Origin of the sequence: Methylobacterium sp. Leaf104 (assembly GCF_001422885.1) — a bacterium.
GTDB lineage: Bacteria > Pseudomonadota > Alphaproteobacteria > Rhizobiales > Beijerinckiaceae > Methylobacterium.
This window is the reverse complement of record NZ_LMMZ01000001.1, coordinates 704,663-724,887: the sequence shown is the minus strand read 5'-3', so window position 1 is coordinate 724,887 and position 20,225 is coordinate 704,663. Positions and strand designations below refer to the sequence as shown.

Sequence of the window (20,225 nt, the reverse complement as noted above, 5' to 3'; positions counted from 1 at the left end):
TCAGGCCGCGCGGCGGGCGGCGAGGACGATGCGGGCGGCGCTGCGGCTCGGCAGGTCGTCGTCGGGCAGGCGCATCAGGCTGTCGATGCGGGCGAGTGCGGCCACCTGCGCCTCCCGCGCCGCCTCGCCCGCGAGCAGCGGTGCGACGGCGTCGGCGAGGCGCGGAGCGGTGCACTCGGCCTGAATGAACTCGGGCATGGCGTTCTGGCCGAGGATCAGGTTCGGCAGGACGATCGTGGGAACCTGGATGAGGCGGCGGGCCACCGCCTCCTCGATCCGCGAGACCTTGTAGGCGACCACCATCGGCACGCCGGCCAGGGCCAGTTCCAGCGTGACGGTGCCGGAGGCCGCGAGCGCCGCCCGCGCCCGGCGGAAGGCGGCGTACTTGGCCGCCTCGCCATGGACGAGGGTGACCGGGCCGTCCCAGGCGAGGGCGAGGCGCTCGATCAAGGTCCTGTGCCGGGTGACGGCCGGCAGGACCGCCTCGATCGGTCCGAAGCGCGCCGTGAGCCGCGCCAGGGTCGCGCCGAAGACCGGCATCAGGCGCTCGATCTCGGAGCGGCGCGACCCGGGCAGGATCATCAGCACCGGGCGCCCGGCCATGCGGGCCTCGGCCTCGGCGCCGCTCGGCCGCAGCTCGGCGAGCCGCTCGATCAGCGGGTGGCCGACATAGGTGCAGGCCGGTCCGTTCAGACGACGGTGCGCCTCCGGCTCGAAGGGAAGCAGGGCGAGCACGTGATCGATGAAGGGCCGCATCTTCGCCGCCCGCCATGGACGCCAGGCCCAGACGCTCGGCGAGACGTAGTCGACGATGGGCAGATCCGGCATCCGCTTGCGCACCCGGGAGGCGACCGCATGGGTGAAGCCGGGACTGTCGATGATGACGAGGACGTCCGGCCGGGCCTCGACGACGTCGCGCACGGTCTGGCGGATGCGCCGCAGCAGGGTGCGCAGGCGGGCGGCTACCGGCAGGTAGCCCATCACCGCCACGTCATCGATGGGAAACAGGGAGGCGAACCCCTCCGCCGCCATGGCCTCGCCGCCGACCCCGCCGAAGCGGATCGGCCGATCGGAGAGCTCGCGCAGGCCGCGCATCAGCTTGGCGCCGAGCTGATCCCCGGAATCCTCGCCCGCCACCAGCCAGACCGTCCGCTCGCTGCGCGGTTCGCTCATGAATCCGATCCCGTGCTGGCCTCCGGCCCGCCCGCTTCGGCGCCCAGGCCGAGGAGGAACAGGCCCGCCCGGTCCGCGGCCGCGATCGTGGCCGGACGGTCGATGATCAGGGTGAAGCCGGCCTGGATCGCCAGGCCGGCACAGCCCGCCGCCGCCGCGTTGGCGACCGTGCGCGGGCCGATCGCCGGCAGGTCGACGCGCAGGTCCTGGCCGGCCTTGGCGCATTTCACCAGGACGGTGCCGGCCTGGGCGCTGCCGTAGCCGAAGGGTCGGCGACCGAGCATCCGCGCCCGCGCCAGCATCCGGTCGGTCCCCTCCGGCCCCTCGACCGCCAGAGCCCGCTGCCCGACGATTACGGTCGCCTGGCCGACGTCGAAATCCGACAGGGCCGCCAGCAGGGACCGCCCCGTGGCGATGGACTCGCGCGCCGCGGTATCGGGCGCGTGCCGGCCGAGCAGGCCCTCCGGACTGAGGAGATCGGGCGCGACGTCGTGCACGCCGACCACGCCGTGACCGTGGTCCTCCAGGAGCGCCAGCGCGCCGCGCAGAAGGCGGTCGTCGCCTCCGCCCGAGATGGCCTTCAGGGCGTCGCGGTTTCGCAGGGCCGCGGCGGCGTTGAGGATGGCGGCCGGGTTCGGCCGGGACACGCCGCCGGCCGGGACCACGCTCACCGGTCCCCAGGCCTCGAGGATCGCCAGGATGCCGGCGATGTCGAGGAGGTCGACGGTGGCCTCCGCGCGGGCGCGCATCGCCCGTTCGGCGAAGCCGCGGATCGCGAGCACCCGGAAGGGGCGTCCCGCCCGGTCGAGGGAGGCGGCCACGAGCGCGGGCAGGCGGCCGGCACCCGCCACCAGGACCAGCGCCGCCGGGGCGGGCGCGATGCGTGCGGCCGGCGCCGGATTCGCGCTCAAGCCGCGCTCGGCGTCTCGCGCGGGGTGCAGAGCGAACGCTTGCCGCCCGCGCGGATGAAGGCGACGATCTCGGCCACGGCCGCGTGGGTCTCGAACTCCGCGGCGACGTCCTCCAGGCGCTCCATCAGCGTGCCCTCGTTGGCGAAGAGCAGGCGATAGGCCCGGCGCAAGGTGTGGATGTCCTCCCGGGCGAAACCACGCCGCTGCAGGCCGATGATGTTCAGGCCCGACAGGTAGGCGCGATTGCCGAGTGCCATCCCGTAGGGGATGCAGTCGTTCTCCAGGCCGGACAGGCCGCCGACGAAGGCGTGGGCGCCGACGCGCGCGAACTGGATCACCGCGGCGCCGCCGCCGAGGATCGCGTAATCGCCGACGCTGCAATGGCCGGCGAGCATGACGTTGTTGGAGAACACGACGCCGTCCCCGACGCGGCAATCATGGCCGACATGGGAATTGGCGAGGAAGGTGCAGTTGTCGCCGACCGTGGTCTCGAGCCCGCCCCCGGCCGTGCCGGGATTCATGGTCACGCCCTCGCGGATCAGGCAATCGGCGCCGATCGTGAGGGTCGAGGCCTCGCCCTTGAACTTCAGGTCCTGCGGCGGATGTCCGATGGAGGCGAAGGGATAGAGGCGCGTCCGGGGACCGATCGTGGTCTGGCCCGCCACCACCACGTGACTGACCAGCTCGCAGCCTGCCCCGAGAGTGACGGCCGGGCCGACATGGCAGAACGGACCGATCCGGACCCCCTCGCCCAGGGTCGCGCCGTCCTCGATCACCGCGCTCGGGTGGATCTGCGCGGCGGTGCTCACTCGGTCACCAGCATCGCGCCGATCTCGGCCTCGGCGACCAGGGTGCCGTCGACCCGCGCCTCGCCGCGGAACCACCACATGGTGCGCCGGTGATTCATCTTCGTCATGTGGTAGCGGACGGTATCGCCGGGTACGACGGGCTTGCGGAACTTGCACTTGTCGATGGTCATGAAGAACACCTGCTTGGCGCGCAGGTCGTCGCCCATGATGTGCCGGCAGCAGATGGCGCCGGCGGTCTGGGCCATGCCCTCGATCAGCAGGACGCCGGGGAACACCGGCAGGCCGGGAAAGTGTCCGGTGAATTGCGGTTCGTTGATCGTGACGTTCTTGATCCCGACGCAGCTCCGGTCGCCGTCGATCTCGATGATCCGGTCGATCATCAGGAAGGGATAGCGGTGCGGCAGGAGTTCCAGAACCTTCTGGATGTCAGCCGAGCCGAGTTCACGCGGCATGTCGTTCATCGCTTGCATTACCCTACTGCGCGTCGGCGCCCCCGCCGCCCCGCCTCGTTCCCGTTCGCCGTCAGACCTGGAGGATGCGCCTTCATTCGGCAGAAGGACCGCGGATGCAAGCCCTCAGGCATGAATGCCACGCGATCGGGCCGTCCCGGCGAGCGAAGCGGAGTGACCGATCGCCACGTTTTCGACGCTCTGCGCAGGCTAACGCGCCAGTAAAACCGCGTCGAGCTTGACGTTGCCGCGGCTCGCCCCAGAATGCAATCGAGCCGACGCAGCGACGGCATTCATCCGACGACTTCCCTTGCCGAGAACAAGACCTGATGGTTTCGTCTGATATGGATCGGCTCGCCCGCAGCGAAACCGTGGGATCAGGAAACAGCCGCGTCTCGACGGACAACAACGTTCAGGCTCTCCGGCCCGGCGATGTCATCATCTCCGATCGTCTCGCCGAACGCCCGGCCAAGCCGACGGATGTCGGCGCCATGGCGGAGGCCCTGGCCGAGATCGCGCCCTGCCTGGTCCCGGACCCGGATGCGGCCGGGCGAACCCTCCTCGACGCGGTCCTTCGGCTCTGCGGATGCGGCTCGGCCGGTCTCAGTCTCGTCGAGCCGGATTCCGGGGCGCTGGTCTGGCGCCGCGTCGCCGGCCTTGTCGCGGACCAGACCGGCCTGCGCCTTCCCCCCGATCTCGATGCGGGCCGCAGCTGTATCGCGGCGGGCGCCACGATCCTCGTGAGCCGTCCCTTCGCCGGGCTCACGGACGATGTGCGCGCGCCCCTGCTCGAAGGCCTGTTCACGCCCCTGCGCGACAGCGCCGGCCAGGCCCTCGGCGTGCTGTGGGCCATCCACCACGACGTGACCGCCCGTTTCGACGGGGAGGATGTGCGGATCCTGGAGCAATTCGCCGGACTGCTGGTCCTCGCCCTCAAGGCCCCGGACGGGCCCCGGCCCCCTCCGCTGGCGAGGTCCGTCCGCGCGGCGCGCCCATCCGCCAGGGCGGAGTCTGCGGCCAATCCGTTCATCTGCAAGCTTCACGGCTTCGTGCCGCTCTCCGCCGCCGATCGCGAACACCTGCGACAGCTCACCGAGAATGCGGTCGCGGTGCCGGCCCGGACGGACCTGATCCGCGAGGGCGACCGTCCCGGCGGGGTGTTCCTGATGATGGAGGGGGTGGCCTGCCGCTATCGACGGATCGGTGCGGCACGGCGGCAGGTGACCGCCTTCCTGCTGCCGGGCGATTTCTGCGACCTCGACGTCGCCCTGCTCAGCCGGATGGATCACACCATCATGACCCTGACGGAGGGGCGGATCGCGCAGCTCGACCGTTCGACCGTTCTCGACTTGACCCGCAACCATCCCAACATCGCGGCGGCGCTGCGCAAGACCGCCCTGGTCGACGAAGCGACCCTGCGCGAATGGCTGGTCGGTCTCGGGTCGCGCGGGCCGATCGAGCGGCTCGCCCATCTCCTCTGCGAGTTGCAGGCCCGGTTCGCGGTCGTCGGGCTGGCAGGTCCGCAGGGCTTCGCGCTGCCCCTCTCGCAATCCGACCTGGCGGACGCGACCGGCCTCTCCGGCGTGCACGTGACCCGGGCGATCCAGGATCTCACCGGCCGCGGCTTCGTCGCGCAGACCGCCGGGATGCTCGTCATCCGCGACCCCGCCGGGTTGAAGGCGCTCGCCGGCTTCGGCGGCGACTACCTTCACCTGGAGGACCGGCACCCGCTCGGCTGAGGCTCAGGCCTTGGGCTCGTCCCCGCCGGTGGACCGCTCGGCCAGGCGGGCCAGCGTGGTCAATTCGCGGAACCAGGCCCGAACCGGCTTGGCCGGGGTTCCGCCCCAGCGACTGCCCGGGGGAACGTCCCGGTTCACGTTCGACGACCCGGCGATCTGCGAGCCCATGCCGATGCGCAGGTGGCCGACGACGCCGACCTGGCCGCCGAGGACGACGTAATCCTCCAGCGTGGTCGAGCCGGAGATTCCGACGCCCGAGACGATGACGCAGTGGCGTCCGATGACGACGTTGTGGGCGATCTGCACCAGATTATCGATCTTGGTCCCCTCGCCGATCACCGTGTCGCGGCTGGCGCCGCGATCGATGGTCGTGTTGGCGCCGATCTCGACATCGTCCTGAACGATGACGCGGCCGATCTGCGGCACCTTCAGGTGCCCGCCCGCGCCCATGGCGAAGCCGAACCCGTCCTGGCCGAGGCGCGCACCCGGATGGACGATGACGCGGTTGCCGAGGAGGGCGTGGGTCAGGGTGGCGCCGGCGCCGATGCTGCAGTCGCGCCCGACCCGGACCTGCGGGCCGATGCTGGCGTTCGGGCCGATCACGGTCCCGGAACCGATCTCCGCTCCGGGACCGATGACGGCGCCGGGATCGACCTGCACACCGGGCTCGAGGCGGGCCTCCGGATGGATATGCGCCCCCGGCGCGACGCCGGCGGCCCCGAAGAGCGAGCCCGGCCGCATCGCCTCCGGATGCAGGCGCGCCAGCAGGCCCGCATAGATCCGGTAGGGGTCGCGCAGGACCAGGGCCACGGTCTCGACCGGAACCCTCGGGGCGAAGCGCGGCGAGACGAGGCAGATCCCGGCCCGCGTCGCGGCGAGCGCGTCGCCGTACCGGGCATTGTCCATGTAGGCGACGTCCTGCGGCGTGGCGGATTCCAGCGGCGCGGCGCCGGTGATCACGCCCGCCGGGTTCGCGCCGTCGGGAAGCGGAACGCCAGCAGCCTCGGCGATGGCGCCGAGGCTGAGGGTGGTGGTCGCGGAGAAGAAGATCGGATCTGACATGCCGTCACAACGCGCCGCCTCCCCGAAAGGAGGCAGCGCTCCGGGTCAGAACCGCGAGCCGCCGGAGAACCGGAAGGCCTGCAGCTGATCCTTGCCGACGCGGCCGAGGAAGTTGCCGGTCGCATCGTAGGCCTTCACGCCTTCGTCCTTCGAGAGGGCGTAGGCGTAGTCGAAGCGGATCGGACCGAGCGGCGAGTTCCACAGGATCGACGCACCGACCGAGGAGCGGATCGTCATCTTGTCGCGAACGTTCACGCATTCGGGTTCGACGCCGATGGTGTTCTGGTTGAAGTTACAGGCTCCGCCCGGCGCGATGCCGTTGATGAAGGCGTCGCCGTTCACGTTGAACTGCGTGCGGCCGTTATAGCCGAACAGCGTACCGGCGTCGGCGAACACCGCACCCTTCAGGCCGAGGTCCCGCGGCACGCCGGGGAGCGGGAACTGAACTTCGAGGGTTCCGCCGAAGTAGGTCGAGCCGCCGATGGCGTTCGAACGGCTGTCGCTGATGCCGACGTCGCGCGGGCCGATGCCGTTGGGCGCGAAGCCGCGGACCAGCGACGGGCCGAGGAAGAACTGGTCGGTGATGCGCAGCGGCTGGTCGTTCAGCGCCGTGATGTGACCGCCCTGGAAGCGGACGAAGCCGACCACGTCCTCGTAGAGCTCCTTGTAGTACCGGGCGTCGCCGGTCACGCGGAAGAACTTCGAGTCGCCGCCGAGGCCCGCGACATCGGGCTTCAGCTCGGCGTAGAGGCCGTTGCGGGGAGAACCCAGGTTGTCGAGGGTCGAGTAGGCGAGCGTCAGACCGGCGAGCGAGGTCAGCGTGCTGCCCTGCGAACCCTTGAGCGCGATCGAAGCTTCGCCGTCGAAGGCACAGGCCGGGTAGGCAGCCAACTCGCCCGCCGCACCCGTCGCGCGTGTCCCGTTCGTCAGCAGCGTATAGCCGGGGATCGGGTTCGAACAGTCGTTGTACGGCCGCTTGACCGTGTTCGGGACCTTGAGCTCGGTGTTGTAGAGCGAGTACCGCATCGTGATGCCGAACTCTTCCGTGATCGGCAGGCCGACGCGGAGCTGGCCGCCATAGACCGTGGTCTCGTAGCGCGAGTAGCGGGTCTGGTCGCTGTACTTGTAGAAGGCGTCGAAGCCGGCGGCGAGACGGTAGCCGAGGAAGTACGGCTCGGTGAACGAGAAGTCGAAGCCGCGCGAGTACTGACCGCCGGTGCCCGCCACGCGGACGTACTGGCCGCGACCGAGGAAGTTCGACTCCGAGACCGAAACCTCGCCGATGATGCCGTCCTGGGTGGAGTAGCCGCCCGCCACCGAGAACGAGCCCGTGGGCTGATCCTCGACATCGATGTTGATGATCACGCGGTCGGCCGAGGAGCCCGGCTCGTTGGAGAAGCGCACCTTCTTGAAGAAGCCGAGGCCGTTCAGGCGACGCTCGGCCCGGTCGGTCAGCACCCGGTTGTAGGCATCGCCCTCGGTGATATCGAGCTCGCGCCGGATGACGTAGTCGCGGGTGCGGGTGTTGCCGCGGATGTTGATGCGCTCGACGTAGACGCGCGGGCCGTCCTCGACCACGAAGCCGAGGGCCACGGTGTGGGTGGCGCGGTCGCGCTGGCCGGTCGGACGCACCTGGGCGAAGGGGTAGCCCTGGCGGCCGACCTGGTTGGTCACGCCGTTGAGCGTGCGCTCCACGTCCTCGGCGTTGTAGACGTCGCCGACCTGGGCGCGGATCTCGCCGTCGAGGACCTGGGTGTCGAGGCCCGGCAGGCGGGAATCGATCGCCACCGCGCCGACGCGGTACTGCTCGCCTTCCTCGACGGTGACGGTGATGACCCAGCCGGCGTCACCTTCGCCCTCGACGTAGCGGGCATCGGCATTGATGACGCGGAAGTCGGCGTAGCCGTTCTTGAGGTAGTAGCGCCGGACGATGTCGAGGTCGTTGGTGATGCGATCCGGATCGTAGACGTCCGAAGTCTTGATGAAGCTGAGGAAGTTCATCTCCGACGAAGACATCAGCTCGCGGAGCTTGGATGCCGAGTAGGCGTTGTTGCCGACGAAGTTGATCGCCTTGATGCCGGTCTTGTCGCCTTCCTCGATGACGTAGATCACGTCGAGGCGGCCGTTCGGCAGGTCCACCGTCCGGAAGGTCACCTTCGCGGTGCCGCGGCCGGCCCGGCGGTAGACTTCCTTGATGCGCTGCATGTCGGCCTGGACCACGGCCTCGCTGAAGGCGCCGCGCGCCTTGGCCTCGACCTCGCCCTCGAGGGTGGCCTTCTCGATCTTCTTGTTGCCCTCGAACACCACCCGGTTGATGAGGTTGTTCTCGCGGACGCTGACGACGGTGCTGGCGCCACTGCGCGAGACCTTTACGTCGGAGAACATGCCGCTCGCCAGCAGGTTGCGGCGGGCTTCCTCGGGCGATCCGGAGGCGGTCCCGGTTACGTAGGACCGGATGGTGTCGGCATCGACACGCTTGTTCCCCTGGACGACGATCTGCTGCGCCTGGGCGGTTCCACCGAGAACGAGGCCAGCGGCCGCCGCGGCGACTAGGACGATGGTCTGTTCCGCCGACTTACGCCGGCGCTTCCCCGTCATCGACATCATGTAATCGCCCGTCTCTTTATATCTTCAGCGCGAGTTTGCACCCGCAGCCAGGCGCCCGTTTTCCGGACGTCCTGACACCTGGTCCCAAGCTCAGCTTCTATCGGGATTCCCCCGTTAAGCAAACGCCGGGGGGTCCCGCTCACTGGGGATTTTGGGGAGACGTGGCCTTCCGGTCACTTAACGCCCCGGACCGATCGCCGAACAGGGTCAACAAACGGTTGCGCGCGAAACCCGGGGGTTCCGCGCGCGAGGCCGATTGTGGTTAAGATCGAGGCCTTTGCGTGTCCCGAAGCGGGACCGTCCCCGGAATTCCCAGGCGCCGCTCAGGTCCCGCGCGCACCCCAGGAGGCGCCGAGATTGAGGATGTCGTTCCAGGCCGCGAACAGCATGAGGAACAGGACCAGGGCGAGGCCGATCCGGAAACCGATCTCCTGGGCCCGCTCGCTGAGCGGACGGCCGCGCACCGCCTCGAAGGCGTAGAACAGCAGGTGCCCACCGTCGAGCAGGGGAACGGGGAAGAGGTTGAGCAGGCCGATCGAGACCGAGAGCAGCGCGATCAGCCCGATCAGGCCACCGAGACCGCCGCTCTGGGCGACCGCACCGGAGACCCGGGCGATCCCGATCGGGCCGGAGAGCTGGTCGGGTGATTCCCGCCCGGTGACCAGCTTGCCGATGTAGTCGATGGTCCGGTCGACCACGAAGTAGGTCTCGTAGGTGCCGAGGCCGAGGGATTGCAGCGGGCCGTAATGGACGAGCTTGGCCTCGTTGGCCTTCGGCCCCTGGATGCCGAGGCGGCCGAAGCGATGGCGGCCGAAGGGCGTCACGTCCTCCTTGCGCTCCGGAACGGCCACGAGTTCGCGCGTCTCGCCGGCGCGCTCGACCGTGAAGGTGAGGCTGGAGCCGGCCGCGCCCGAGACCGTGCGCTGCATGTCGGTGAAGCTGTCGACCCGCGATCCGCCGATGGCGCGGATCACGTCGCCGGGCTGGAAGCCGGCGCGGGCGGCGGCGCTGTCGGGCATCACCGCCTCGACGCGGGCCGGCGTCTCGTAGCGGCCTCCGAAATAGATAGCGCCGGAGAAGAGCGCGATGGCGAGGATGAAGTTGGCGATCGGCCCGGCGGCCACGATGGCGGCGCGCTTGGGCAGGGACTGCGTCGGAAAGCTCGTCGCCCGTTCCTGCGGGGTCATCCGCGCCACGGCCTCGGGGTCGGGGACGCTGGCGCCGTTGGCATCGCCGTGGAACTTGACGTAGCCGCCGAGGGGAATCGCCGAGAGCTTCCAGCGCGTCCCGTGGCGGTCGTTGAAGCCGAACAGTTCCGGTCCGAAGCCGAGGGAGAAGGCGTGGACGCCGACGCCGCACCAGCGGCCGACCAGGAAATGTCCCATCTCGTGCACGAAGACGACGATGCTCAGCACGATCAGGAAGGGGATCACGGCGCCGAAGAAACCGCTCGCCGTGCCGCCCATGGCGTTCAGGAAGTCCATTGGTCGATCCTCTCGGCCTCCCCCGGGGCCGTTGCTCCGCTGTAGCAGATCGGATGCGGTGGACGCGAACGCAAACCGTCCGCGCCGGATTTGGGGTCGCAGGGGCGCCGTGCGCGGGCCCGTCCCCGCTTTCCCGGCGACAGGGTAAAGAGCCGGGCCCGCTTCGGGTGGCGGATCGCGCCCGTCAGTGCCCGCCGCCCGCGCCCGCCGCCCCGCGGGGCCGCCGGATGAAGGGCACGGCGCAGGCCATGGCCACGAACAGGAAGGTCAGCACCAGGAACACGTCGGTGAAGCTCATCACCAGCCCCTGCAGGCGCACGGTGTTCATCATCGCCTTCAGCGCCATCGCGTCGGCATTGCCGCCGAGCCCCTCGAATTGCCGGCGCGTCATCTCCAGCCGCTCGAGGACGGCCGTGTTGGTCCAGGTGAAGCGCTCGTGCAGCCGGGCGAGGTGGAGGTCCCAGCGGTCGTTGAGCACGGTGTTGATGAGCGCGAGGCCGACGGCGCCGCCGAGGTTGCGGGTGAGGTTGTAGAGGCCGGAGGCGTTCTTCATCCGGGCCGGCGGCAGGGTGCCCAGCGCGATGTTGTTGATCGGGATCATGCACAGCATCAGCGAGCAGCCGCGCAGGATCTGCGGCACCAGGAGCTCCCAGAAATCCCAGTCCTTGGTCAGGCCGGTGACCATCCAGGTGCCGGTGGCGAAGCCCAGGAAGCCGAGCCCCATCATCAGGCGCGGGTCGACCTTGCCCGAGAGGCGTCCGGCGATCGGCGCGGTGGCGAACATGCAGAGGCCCGAGACGAACATCGTCTCGCCGATCTGCAGCGCCGAGTAGCCGCGCACCCGCCCGAGATAGACCGGGTAGAGGTAGGTGAGTCCGTAGAGGCCGATGCCGAGCACGAAGCTGAAGATGCAGCCGGCCGCGAAGTTGCGGTCGGAGAAGGCGCGCAGGTCGACGATCGGCTCGGCGGCCGTGAATGCGCGGTAGAAGAAGGCCGGGCCGGCGGTCAGGCAGACGACCGCGCAGGCGAACACCGCCTCGTCGGCGAGCCAGTCGTGGTTCGGCCCCTCCTCCAGCACGTATTCGAGGCAGCCGAGCATGAGCGCCATGAAGACGAGGCCGAACCAGTCGAAGCGCTTGAACAGGGCGAGGTTGGGCTCGTCGAAGTCGACCAGCAGGTAGGTCGACACCGTGACGAAGATCCCCGGCACGACGTTGATGAGGAACAGCCAGTGCCAGTCGAACAGGTCGGTGAGGTAGCCGCCCACCGTCGGCCCGATCGTGGGGGCCAAGGTCGCCACGAGGCCGATCATCGGCGAGACGATGGAGCGCTTCGAGGGCGGAAAGATCGTGAAGGCGGATGCGAATACCGTCGGGATCATGCCGCCGCCGATGAAGCCCTGCGCCGCGCGCCAGACGATCATCTCGTTGATCGAGGTCGAGGTGGCGCACATCAGGCTCATCAGCGTGAAGCCGCCGGCCGAGATCACGAACATCCAGCGCGTCGAGACCACCCGCGACAGGAAGCCGGAAAGCGGGATCGAGATCACCTCGGCGATGAGATAGCTGGTCTGGACCCAGGGGATCTCGTCGCCCGAGGCCGAGAGGCCGGCCTGGATCTCGGCCAGCGACGCCGAGACGATCTGGATGTCCAGGATCGCCATGAACATCCCGAAGACCATGCAGACGAACGCCACCATGCGGCGGCGGTCGAGTGGCGGCTCGATGGCCGGTGCGGCCGGTCCGAGGGCGGCTGTGGCGGCCATCTGCGGATCCTGGTCCTAGCGCCGGGAAGCCGTGCGGACGCGGTCGTCTCCGGCCGCCTCCGAACCCTCGCGGGTATCGACCCGGACCGTCACGGAGAGGCCGGGGCGCAGGATGCCCTCGCGGGCCACGTCCGCCGGCACGTGGACCCGCACCGGCAGGCGCTGGACGATCTTGGTGAAGTTGCCGGTCGCGTTGTCGGGCGGCAGCAGGCTGAAGACCGAGCCGGAGGCGGGCGACAGCGACTCGACCTCGCCGACGATGTCCCGGTTCGGATAGGCGTCCACCGCGATGTGGACGCGCTGGCCCGGACGCATGCGCTCGACCTGCGTCTCCTTGAAGTTGGCGTCGATCCGGACGCTCTCCAGGGGCACCAGGGCCGCGACGCGCGAGCCCGGCGAGACGTAGGCCCCGGCCTCCACGGCCTTGTTGCCGATCACCCCGTCGAACGGCGCCCGGATCGTCGTGAAGTCGAGGTCCCGCTCGGCCCGCGCTTCGGCCGTCCGTAGCTCGGCGGCCAAGCCTTCCGCCTCCTTGCCCTGCGCCCGCAGCACCTCGACATTCGCCCGCATGGCGACGAGGGAGGCCTCCGCCCCCTTCACCGCAGCCTCGGTGCGATCACGGTCGGCCCGCGCCTGCTCGATGCGCGCCTTGGCGACGAAGTCGACCTTCTCGAGCTGCTGCTGGCGGGCATAGTCGGCCGCGGCGCGCACCGCGTCGGCCTTGTTGGCGTCGATCTGGGCCGAGGCCTGGAGCATCTGCGCCTGGGCGGCCTCGACCTGCCGGGCGATGCGGGCGATGGCCGCCTGCTGCGTCGCCAGCTTGTCGTGCGCGGCCTGCGCGGCCAGGCGATAATCGCCGTCGTCGAGCCGGGCGATCACGTCGCCCTTGCGCATCAGCTGCCCGTTCACGACCGGCACGGCGGCGAGGTAACCCGGGACCTTCGCGGCCAGGACCGAGATGTCGGCCTGCACGTAGGCGTCGTCGGTGCTGACGAAGAAGCGCCCGACCGTCCACCAATCATGGGCCTTGTAGGCGCCGCCGCCGAGGGCGGCGAGAAGCAGCGTCGCCAGAACGAGCTTGCGCGTCCGCCGCGGCTTGGGCGAAGCTTCGGCCGGTGCCGCCGCGATGAGCGCGGGCGTTCTTAGCGCGGTCGTCACGGCCGCCTGGGGTGGGGACGTCGATCCGCTCGGCGCACCCTCGTCGACCAGGGCCGGCTCGGCCCGAAATCCGTCGTCCTCGCGCAAACTCATGGCGTCGATCCGGCTCTCGCAAGGGATTGACCGAACCGTTCGGTCATTTTTCGAGCCGCGAACTCTGGTGCGGCCCGGCACACTCAGATATTATGACCGAACCGTTCGGTCAATCAGGATCATGGCCATGTCGACCGCCGAAGCCACCCGCGATGCGCGGGAACGCACATCACCCGACACCGACAAGCGTCGCCAGATCCTCGAGGGCGCGCGCGCGGTCTTCATGGCGTCGGGATTCGATGGCGCCAGCATGGGCGAGATCGCCAAGGCGGCGGGGGTCTCGAAGGGGACCCTCTACGTCTACTTCGACAGCAAGGAAGCCCTCTTCGAGGCCCTCACGCTCGCGGAGAAGCGCGGACTCGCCGAGGTGCTGTTCCGGCTCGATGCCGACGATCCCGATATGCGCGGCGTGCTCACGCGCCTGGGACGCAGCTACCTCGCCGAGATGATCCGGCCCGAGCACGTCACGCTGATCCGGATGGTCATCGGCGCCTGCGAGAAGTTCCCGCGCCTCGGCCAGGCCTTCTTCGAGGCGGGGCCGGTGCAGGGCACGACGCGGCTCGCCGCCTATCTCGACGCCCAGGTCGCGGCGGGGCGCCTGCGCCCGGCCGACACCGACCTCGCCGCGCGCCAGTTCCTGCAGATCTGCCAGGCCGGACTCCTGACCCGGCTGCTGTTCAATGCCGGCGACGGCGTCGCGCAGAGCGAGATCGAGCACAATGTCGGCGAGGCCGTGCGGGTGTTCCTGGCCGGCTACAGCCCGGACCCCTGACGGGTGGCTCCGGGCGCCGCGGCGATACCGGTGGATCCAGTTCAGGCCGCCGCGACGGCCTGGCTGCTCCAGCGGCGGACTTCGGCATCGATGGCCAGGGCCTCGTCGACGTCCTCGGGCGCGGTCCGATACAGGCCGGCGAAGTGCTCGCAGGCGCGCTCGACGAGATCGGCGATGCCGTAGAAGCCGATCGCCCCCGCGATGAAGGCCGCCACCGCGATCTCGTTGGCGGCGTTCATCACGGTCGGAGCGGCCCCGCCGGCGGCCAGCGCCGCCCGGGCGATGCGCAGGCACGGAAAACGCGCCTCGTCGGCCGCCTCGAAGGTCAGGCTGCCGGCGGCGGCGAGGTCGAGATGGCGCCCGCGGGCGATCGTCAGGCGCTCGCCGAGACCGAGGCAATGGGCGATCGGCACCCGCATGTCCGGCATGGCGAGGCCCGCCGTCACCGCGCCGTCGCGCCAGTAGACGAGGCCGTGCACGATCGATTGCGGATGGACGATGACGTCGAGCCGCTCCGGCTCCAGGGCGAACAGGTGGTGGGCCTCGATCAGTTCGAGCCCCTTGTTCATCAGGGAGGCCGAATCGATGTTGATCTTCATGCCCATCGACCAGGTCGGGTGGGCGGCGGCCTCCGTGGGCGAGGCGGCGGCGATGCGCTCGCGGGTCCAGGTCCGGAACGGGCCGCCCGAGGCCGTGATCGTCATCTTCGAAACGTCGTCGAGGCGGCCGTCTCCCAGCGCCTGGGCCAGGGCATTGTGCTCGGAATCCACCGGCAGCAGGGTGGCACCGTAGCGCTTGGCGTCGCGCATGAAGGCGTCGCCGGCGCAGACCAGGCTCTCCTTGTTGGCCAGCGCCACGGTGCGGCCGAGCTTCAGCGCCTCGTGCGTCGGGCGCAGGCCGGCGGCCCCGCTCACCGCCGCCACGACGATATCGGCGTCGCGGGCGACCGCTTCGAGGACGGCGGCCTCTCCGGCCCCGTTTCGGATCGTCGTATGGGCCAGCGCCTGGCGCAGGGCGGGGCCGGCGGCTTCGTCGGCCAGGGCGACGAAGTCGGGCTGGAGGTTGCCGGCGAGCCGGGCGATGGCCGCGACGTCCCGGCCCGCCACGAGACCGCCGATGCGGAAGCGGTCGGGATGCTGCAGCAGCAGGTCGATGGTCGATTGGCCGATGGAGCCGGTGGCGCCGAGGATGGTGACGGTCAGCAACGGAAGGGTCCTTCAGGCCGCCACGAAGCGGCGGGCGATGAGATAGAAGCCGGCCAGGACGGCCACGGCGAAGAAGCCGTCGAGGCGATCCATCACGCCGCCGTGGCCGGGAATGGCACGGCCCGAATCCTTCACGCCGTAATGGCGCTTCAGGGCGGATTCCACGAGGTCCCCGCCCTGGCTCAGGATCGAGGCGACGGCGCTCACGAGGGCGACCGCGGCGAGCGAGGTGGTGGCGAGGTCGCTCCAGCCATGGTCGCGCGCGACCATCACCAGGGCGACACCGGCCAGCGTGCCGGCGACGAGGCCACCGAGGGCGCCGGACCAGGTCTTCTTCGGGCTGACCCGCGGCATCAGCTTGGGACCGCCGAAGGTCCGGCCGGTGAAGTAGGCGATGATGTCGGTGGACCAGACCACCGCGAACATCCAGGCCGGGCCGAGGATGCCGAGGGCGGGATCGTCGCGCAGGGCCGCCGGCACCAGGGCGATCACCGCCGAACTCGCGAGGCCCGCCAGGGCACGAGCCCGGCCGGCGCCGCCGCGCGCCGCGACCGCCACGAGGACGGCGCCGACCGCGCCGACCGCCAGGGTGGTCCCGGGCCCCGCGTCGCCGTGCAGGCACAGGACGAGGCCGAATAGGGTGGCGGCCGTCAGCGCCAGCACGAGGCGCCGGGGCGCCACCGCGCTCATGCCGATCCATTCGGCCGCGAACACGATGCCGGCGGCGAGCCAGATCACCGCGAAGGGCCAGCCGCCGAGGACCAGGGCCGAGAGCACGATGGCCCCGAGCAGGATCGCCGACACCAGCCGGGCCTGGAACTCGCGGCCCGCGAAGAGGCCGCGTTGCGAGGCGGGAGCCGCCTCTCCGGGCGCCATGATCAGCCGGCCTTGCCGCTGAGGCCGCCGAAGCGACGGTCGCGGCGATGGTATTCGTCGATGGCGGCGCGGAAAGCGGCGTGGTCGAAGTCCGGCCAGAACTCCGGCACGATCACGTACTCGGCATAGGCCGTCTGCCAGGTGAGGAAGTTCGACAGGCGCTGCTCGCCGGAGGTGCGGATCACGAGGTCCGGGTCCGGGATGCCGGTGGTGTCGAGGGCGTCCGTGAGGACGTCGAGGTCGATCGCGTCGGGCGCCAGCGTCCCGGCCGCCACGGCCCGGGCGAGCGTGCGGACGGCGCGGAGAATCTCCTGGCGGCCGCCGTAGTTGAAGGCCACGATCAGGGTCAGGCCAGTATTGGCCCGGGTGCGCTGCTCGGCCTCGTCGAGCAGGCCCGCGATGTCCGCCGGAAGACCCTCGCGCGCACCGATGATGCGGATGCGGACGTTGTTGCCGTGCAGATCCGCCAGGTCGCGGCGGACGAAGAGCTTCATCAGGCCCATGAGATCGGCGACCTCGGCGGGCGGGCGGCGCCAGTTCTCCGAGGAGAAGCTGTAGATCGTCAGGTAGCGCACGCCGAGTTCGATGGCGGAGCGCACCGCCCGCCGGACGGCCTCGACGCCGCGCCGGTGGCCCTCGACCCGGGGCAGGCCGCGGCCGGCGGCCCAGCGGCCGTTGCCGTCCATGATGATGGCGACATGGGCCGGCGCCGGCGCGACGGCGGGCACGGCCGTGCCCGGGTAGACCACCGCGGCGTCCGATACGCCCAGCGTGGCCTCCGTGCCGTGCACCCTCGCCGCCTCGATCTGACGCGCGCCTTCTGAGCGACCCAACGCGCTTCTCCCCCAACCGTCACTCGTGCCGATCACACGTGGTCCCGATCCCCGATACGGGAACTCAGACCTGCATGATCTCCTTCTCCTTGGCGGCGAGCACGCCGTCGATCTCGGCGATGAACTGGTCGGTGGCCTTCTGGACCTCGCCCGCCTGACGCTTCTCGTCGTCCTCGCTGATGGCGCCGTCCTTCTCGAGCTTCTTGAGATGGTCGAGCCCGTCGCGGCGCACGTGGCGGACGGCGACCCGCGCCTCCTCGGTGTACTTGTGCGCGACCTTGACCATCTCTTTGCGGCGCTGCTCGTTCATTTCCGGAACGCGCAGGCGGATCGTCTGGCCCTCGGTCTGCGGGTTCATGCCGAGGTCGGATTCGCGGATCGCCTTCTCGACGGCGCCGATCATGCCGCGGTCCCAGACCGAGATGCTGAGGAGGCGCGGCTCGGGCACACTCACGGTCGCGACCTGGGCCATCGGCATCATCGCGCCGTAGGCATCGACCTGGATCGGATCGAGGATGCTGGGCGTCGCCCGGCCGGTGCGGAGCGATCCGAGATCCCCCTTGAGCGAAGCCACGGCGCCCTGCATGCGACGCTTGATGTCATTCAGGTCGAATTCTGGAATGGCTGCCATGCTGGACTATCCCGACGCGAACTTGAGGGAATGGGTCGGGCCGCCGGGGCCCGTTCGTGGGCCTCAATGAACCAAAATCCAGTAGGTCGCAAATGGCGTTCACGCCGTTTGGGCAGGAAAGGCTTTCACGCCCTCGGCCGCCCTGCCGGCTACGCCTTGGCCGCGGCGGGAACCGCGGGGCCGGAGCGCTGCACGAAGTGGTTTCCCTCGACTTCGGTGAAGGCCCGCAGGAGGCCGACGGCGCCGGCCAGCGACATCCGGGTCGGGTCGAGCTGCGGTTTGGGACCGTAGCGGAGGTAGAGGGTGTCGAGGGGTTCGGAATGTCCGGCATAGCCGACGGTCCAGCCCCGGAAGTCCCGCTGCTCGATCGTCCGCGCCGCGATCAGCACCATTCCGTTGTGGCGGCTATCGGCCGCAAGAGTCCAGAGCTGGTCCGACAGGGCGACCGCGTCTCCCTCCATGGCCTGGAGGAAGAACTTCTCGTTGAAGACCAATGCGCCGGTGAAGCCGGAGGCGCGGTCGTAGCGACTGCACGAGGCGAGGATGTCCCGCACCATGTCGCGCAGAGTCCCCCCGTGCAACGTCAGAAGGTTGTGACTGTAGAAGACAATCTGCGAGAGAGACATCGACCGTGCTCAGCGACCGTACCACCTGATCGCAGGCGGTTCGATGCGACAGCACATCCGAAAGATCTCAACAAATTCTGATCGGCCTCGGACGGAAGGCCGCGGCGACTTCCGGAGACTTCACCGCTCGGGAAGCGACACCTGCCGACCGAGCGCCGGCAAGGCAACTTACGGGACGACCTGGGTGGCCGGAGCGGCTCCGGTGAGGATCGCCAGGATCGAGCTCGGCGCATGGACCGAGCCGACGACGATCGACAGGCGGCTCTCGCGCGCGAGTGCGAAGGCGGCGGTGTCCATCACCTTGAGATCGCGGGCGATGGCCTCGTCATGGGTCAGGCGATCGTAACGGGTCGCGGTGGGGTCGCGGTTGGGATCGGCGGAGTAGACGCCGTCCACCTGCGTCGCCTTCAGGACGGCATCGCAGCGCAGCTCGGCCGCCCGCAGGACGGCGGCGGTGTCGGTCGTGAAGTACGGATTGCCGGTGCCTCCGGCGAGGACGACCACCTGTCCCTTGTCGAGGTGGTGCAGGGCGGGCTGGCGGGCATAGGTCTCACAGATGGTCGGCATCGACACCGCCGACATCGTGCGGGCCGGAACACCCGCGGCATTCAGGGCCGTCTCCAGGGCCAGGGAATTCATGACCGTCGCCATCATGCCGAGCGAATCACCGGTGGCGCGGTCGATCCAGCCGGCGGCCGAGATGCGCGCGCCGCGGATCATGTTGCCGCCGCCGACCACCAGGGCGATCTGCACGCCCGCCTCGCGGGTCCGGGCGATGTCGTCGGCGATGCCGGCCAGGGTCGGGGGGTGCAGCCAGTACCCGTCGGGAGCGGCCAGGGCCTCGCCGGAGAGTTTCACGAGGACGCGGCGAAACGGTGTGGTCTCCGGCATCGAGCCAGTCCCCTCTAACCCGGCCTGGATCAGGTCGGGGAGCCAATCGGAAGCGGAGGGGTGTCTAGCCCAAGGGAGGCCGGAACGTCGAGGGGCGGCGGCATCGCTGCCACCGCCCCTCCTGACAATTCGATGGTTTCCTGCCGGCTCCGTCCCGGAGCGGCAGGAACCGGGCGGGATAGGCTCAGCCGCGGGCGGCGGCGGCCACCTCGGAGGCGAAATCGGGGGCCTCTTCCTTCTCGATGCCCTCGCCCAGGGCGTAGCGCACGAAGGCGGTGAGCTTGACCGGCGCACCGGCCTTGCCCTCGGCCTCCTTCAGGACCTGGCTGATCGTCTTGGAGCCGTCATGCACGAAGGGCTGCTCCAGGAGGGTGACCTCCTTGTAGTAGCTCTTCAGGCCGCTCTCGACGATCTTGGCGAGCACGTTCTCGGGCTTGCCGACGTTCTTCTCGCGCAGGATGTTGATCTCGCGGTCGAGGGTCGCCTGGTCGACGCCGGCGGCGTCGAGCGCCACCGGGTTGGTGGCGGCGACGTGCATGGCGATCTGCCGGCCGAGGGTGGAGAGCACCTCGACGTCGCCCTCGGATTCCAGCGCGACGAGCACGCCGATCTTGCCGAGGCCCTCGACCACCTGGCCGTGGACGTAGGAGGCGATCACGCCCTTGGTCACGTCGAGCTTGGCGACGCGGCGCAGGGTCATGTTCTCGCCGATCGTGGCGATGAGGTTGGCGAGGCTCTCCTTGACCGTGGTCGAGGCGCCGGGGAACGTGGCGGCCTCGAGGCCTTCCAGCGTGCCGTCGGTGTTCAGGGCGAGCTTGGCGGCCTCGCGGGCGAAGGCCTGGAAGCTGTCGTTGCGGGCGACGAAGTCGGTCTCGGAGTTCACCTCGACGATCGCGGCGTGGTGGCCGGCGGATTCGACGGCGACCAGGCCCTCGGCGGCCACCCGGCCGGCCTTCTTGGCGGCCTTGGCGAGGCCCTTCTTGCGCAGCCAATCGACCGCGGCTTCGATGTCGCCGTCGGTCTCGTTGAGCGCGCCCTTGCAGTCCATCATGCCCGCGCCGGTCTTCTCGCGGAGCTCTTTCACCAGTGCGGCGGTGATGTTGGCCATGGCGGGTCCTTTCCGTGTCCTGTCGGAGCCCGA

The 20,225-nt window shown here is 69.9% G+C and carries 18 protein-coding genes; 2 read left to right on the top strand and 16 right to left on the bottom strand.

Features of this window, described 5'->3' with window-relative positions:
- From lpxB to fabZ, 4 genes are read right to left on the bottom strand one after another with little or no spacing between them, the layout of a single operon-like run.
- Positions 1 to 1,173: a lipid-A-disaccharide synthase gene (gene lpxB, locus ASF49_RS03405; RefSeq protein ID WP_056467580.1), complete on the bottom strand. Its 1,173-nt coding sequence runs from the start codon at positions 1,171 to 1,173 to the stop codon at positions 1 to 3.
- Positions 1,170 to 2,084: an LpxI family protein gene (locus tag ASF49_RS03400; RefSeq protein ID WP_082510773.1), complete on the bottom strand. Its 915-nt coding sequence runs from the start codon at positions 2,082 to 2,084 to the stop codon at positions 1,170 to 1,172. Before ASF49_RS03400 ends, lpxB begins: the two co-directional genes overlap by 4 nt.
- Positions 2,081 to 2,893: an acyl-ACP--UDP-N-acetylglucosamine O-acyltransferase gene (gene lpxA, locus ASF49_RS03395; protein WP_056467577.1), complete on the bottom strand. Its 813-nt coding sequence runs from the start codon at positions 2,891 to 2,893 to the stop codon at positions 2,081 to 2,083. Before lpxA ends, ASF49_RS03400 begins: the two co-directional genes overlap by 4 nt.
- A complete protein-coding gene (gene fabZ / locus ASF49_RS03390) occupies positions 2,890 to 3,345 on the bottom strand; it encodes a 3-hydroxyacyl-ACP dehydratase FabZ (protein ID WP_431739876.1) in 456 nt (151 codons plus the stop codon). Before fabZ ends, lpxA begins: the two co-directional genes overlap by 4 nt.
- 326 nt (positions 3,346 to 3,671) lie before the next feature.
- Here fabZ and ASF49_RS22895 point away from each other — a divergent pair, with 326 nt between their 5' ends.
- A complete protein-coding gene (locus ASF49_RS22895) occupies positions 3,672 to 5,081 on the top strand; it encodes a helix-turn-helix domain-containing protein (RefSeq protein ID WP_156652786.1) in 1,410 nt (469 codons plus the stop codon).
- A 3-nt stretch (positions 5,082 to 5,084) separates the two neighbouring features.
- On the opposite strand, the gene lpxD is transcribed toward ASF49_RS22895, so the two are convergent.
- The 5 genes from lpxD to ASF49_RS03360 form a co-directional block, all read right to left on the bottom strand.
- The gene (gene lpxD / locus ASF49_RS03380; RefSeq protein ID WP_056467573.1) at positions 5,085 to 6,143 is read right to left on the bottom strand and encodes a UDP-3-O-(3-hydroxymyristoyl)glucosamine N-acyltransferase; all 1,059 of its coding nucleotides are present in this window, start codon (positions 6,141 to 6,143) and stop codon (positions 5,085 to 5,087) included.
- Between the two features lie 45 nt (positions 6,144 to 6,188).
- Positions 6,189 to 8,750, bottom strand: coding sequence for an outer membrane protein assembly factor BamA (gene bamA / locus ASF49_RS03375; protein ID WP_056467569.1), 2,562 nt, complete (start codon positions 8,748 to 8,750; stop codon positions 6,189 to 6,191).
- Positions 8,751 to 9,073: 323 nt separating this feature from the next.
- The gene (gene rseP / locus ASF49_RS03370; protein WP_056467567.1) at positions 9,074 to 10,234 is read right to left on the bottom strand and encodes an RIP metalloprotease RseP; all 1,161 of its coding nucleotides are present in this window, start codon (positions 10,232 to 10,234) and stop codon (positions 9,074 to 9,076) included.
- Positions 10,235 to 10,418: 184 nt separating this feature from the next.
- The gene (locus ASF49_RS03365; protein ID WP_056467562.1) at positions 10,419 to 11,999 is read right to left on the bottom strand and encodes a DHA2 family efflux MFS transporter permease subunit; all 1,581 of its coding nucleotides are present in this window, start codon (positions 11,997 to 11,999) and stop codon (positions 10,419 to 10,421) included.
- A gap of 15 nt (positions 12,000 to 12,014) precedes the next feature.
- Positions 12,015 to 13,250 carry an HlyD family secretion protein gene (locus ASF49_RS03360; RefSeq protein WP_056467559.1) on the bottom strand — a complete coding sequence of 412 codons (1,236 nt, stop codon included), beginning with the start codon at positions 13,248 to 13,250 and terminating at the stop codon, positions 12,015 to 12,017.
- A gap of 127 nt (positions 13,251 to 13,377) precedes the next feature.
- Between ASF49_RS03360 and ASF49_RS03355 the strand changes: the two genes are divergently transcribed.
- A complete protein-coding gene (locus ASF49_RS03355) occupies positions 13,378 to 14,022 on the top strand; it encodes a TetR/AcrR family transcriptional regulator (RefSeq protein WP_082510771.1) in 645 nt (214 codons plus the stop codon).
- A gap of 41 nt (positions 14,023 to 14,063) precedes the next feature.
- On the opposite strand, the gene dxr is transcribed toward ASF49_RS03355, so the two are convergent.
- The 7 genes from dxr to tsf form a co-directional block, all read right to left on the bottom strand.
- Positions 14,064 to 15,227, bottom strand: coding sequence for a 1-deoxy-D-xylulose-5-phosphate reductoisomerase (gene dxr, locus ASF49_RS03350; RefSeq protein ID WP_056467553.1), 1,164 nt, complete (start codon positions 15,225 to 15,227; stop codon positions 14,064 to 14,066).
- Positions 15,228 to 15,239: 12 nt separating this feature from the next.
- Complete coding sequence (locus ASF49_RS03345; RefSeq protein ID WP_056467550.1) at positions 15,240 to 16,103, bottom strand: phosphatidate cytidylyltransferase; 864 nt, start codon at positions 16,101 to 16,103, stop codon at positions 15,240 to 15,242.
- Between the two features lie 2 nt (positions 16,104 to 16,105).
- Entirely contained in the window at positions 16,106 to 16,936 is an 831-nt protein-coding gene (locus ASF49_RS03340; RefSeq protein WP_082510769.1) for an isoprenyl transferase, read from the bottom strand.
- A gap of 64 nt (positions 16,937 to 17,000) precedes the next feature.
- On the bottom strand, positions 17,001 to 17,567 hold the full coding sequence (frr, locus tag ASF49_RS03335) for a ribosome recycling factor (protein ID WP_056189640.1): 567 nt from the start codon (positions 17,565 to 17,567) through the stop codon (positions 17,001 to 17,003).
- Positions 17,568 to 17,716: 149 nt separating this feature from the next.
- Positions 17,717 to 18,193, bottom strand: a complete 477-nt coding sequence (locus ASF49_RS03330; RefSeq protein WP_082510767.1) for a BLUF domain-containing protein — start codon at positions 18,191 to 18,193, stop codon at positions 17,717 to 17,719.
- Positions 18,194 to 18,361: 168 nt separating this feature from the next.
- Positions 18,362 to 19,084: a UMP kinase gene (gene pyrH / locus ASF49_RS03325; protein ID WP_056467544.1), complete on the bottom strand. Its 723-nt coding sequence runs from the start codon at positions 19,082 to 19,084 to the stop codon at positions 18,362 to 18,364.
- Between the two features lie 184 nt (positions 19,085 to 19,268).
- Positions 19,269 to 20,192: a translation elongation factor Ts gene (gene tsf, locus ASF49_RS03320; protein WP_056467541.1), complete on the bottom strand. Its 924-nt coding sequence runs from the start codon at positions 20,190 to 20,192 to the stop codon at positions 19,269 to 19,271.
- Between the last annotated feature and the right edge of the window lie 33 nt (positions 20,193 to 20,225).

Bases quoted from the DNA above. Each gene is read 5' to 3' on its own strand.
- ASF49_RS03355 (WP_082510771.1), top strand. From the start codon at position 13,378: ATGTCGACCGCCGAAGCCACCCGCGATGCGCGGGAACGCACATCACCC.
- lpxB (WP_056467580.1), bottom strand. From the start codon at position 1,173: ATGAGCGAACCGCGCAGCGAGCGGACGGTCTGGCTGGTGGCGGGCGAG.
- bamA (WP_056467569.1), bottom strand. From the start codon at position 8,750: ATGATGTCGATGACGGGGAAGCGCCGGCGTAAGTCGGCGGAACAGACC.
- pyrH (WP_056467544.1), bottom strand. From the start codon at position 19,084: ATGCCGGAGACCACACCGTTTCGCCGCGTCCTCGTGAAACTCTCCGGC.
- ASF49_RS03365 (WP_056467562.1), bottom strand. From the start codon at position 11,999: ATGGCCGCCACAGCCGCCCTCGGACCGGCCGCACCGGCCATCGAGCCG.
- ASF49_RS03360 (WP_056467559.1), bottom strand. From the start codon at position 13,250: ATGAGTTTGCGCGAGGACGACGGATTTCGGGCCGAGCCGGCCCTGGTC.
- ASF49_RS03345 (WP_056467550.1), bottom strand. From the start codon at position 16,103: ATGGCGCCCGGAGAGGCGGCTCCCGCCTCGCAACGCGGCCTCTTCGCG.
- ASF49_RS03330 (WP_082510767.1), bottom strand. From the start codon at position 18,193: ATGTCTCTCTCGCAGATTGTCTTCTACAGTCACAACCTTCTGACGTTG.
- fabZ (WP_431739876.1), bottom strand. From the start codon at position 3,345: ATGCCGCGTGAACTCGGCTCGGCTGACATCCAGAAGGTTCTGGAACTC.
- rseP (WP_056467567.1), bottom strand. From the start codon at position 10,234: ATGGACTTCCTGAACGCCATGGGCGGCACGGCGAGCGGTTTCTTCGGC.
- ASF49_RS22895 (WP_156652786.1), top strand. From the start codon at position 3,672: ATGGTTTCGTCTGATATGGATCGGCTCGCCCGCAGCGAAACCGTGGGA.
- frr (WP_056189640.1), bottom strand. From the start codon at position 17,567: ATGGCAGCCATTCCAGAATTCGACCTGAATGACATCAAGCGTCGCATG.
- lpxD (WP_056467573.1), bottom strand. From the start codon at position 6,143: ATGTCAGATCCGATCTTCTTCTCCGCGACCACCACCCTCAGCCTCGGC.
- tsf (WP_056467541.1), bottom strand. From the start codon at position 20,192: ATGGCCAACATCACCGCCGCACTGGTGAAAGAGCTCCGCGAGAAGACC.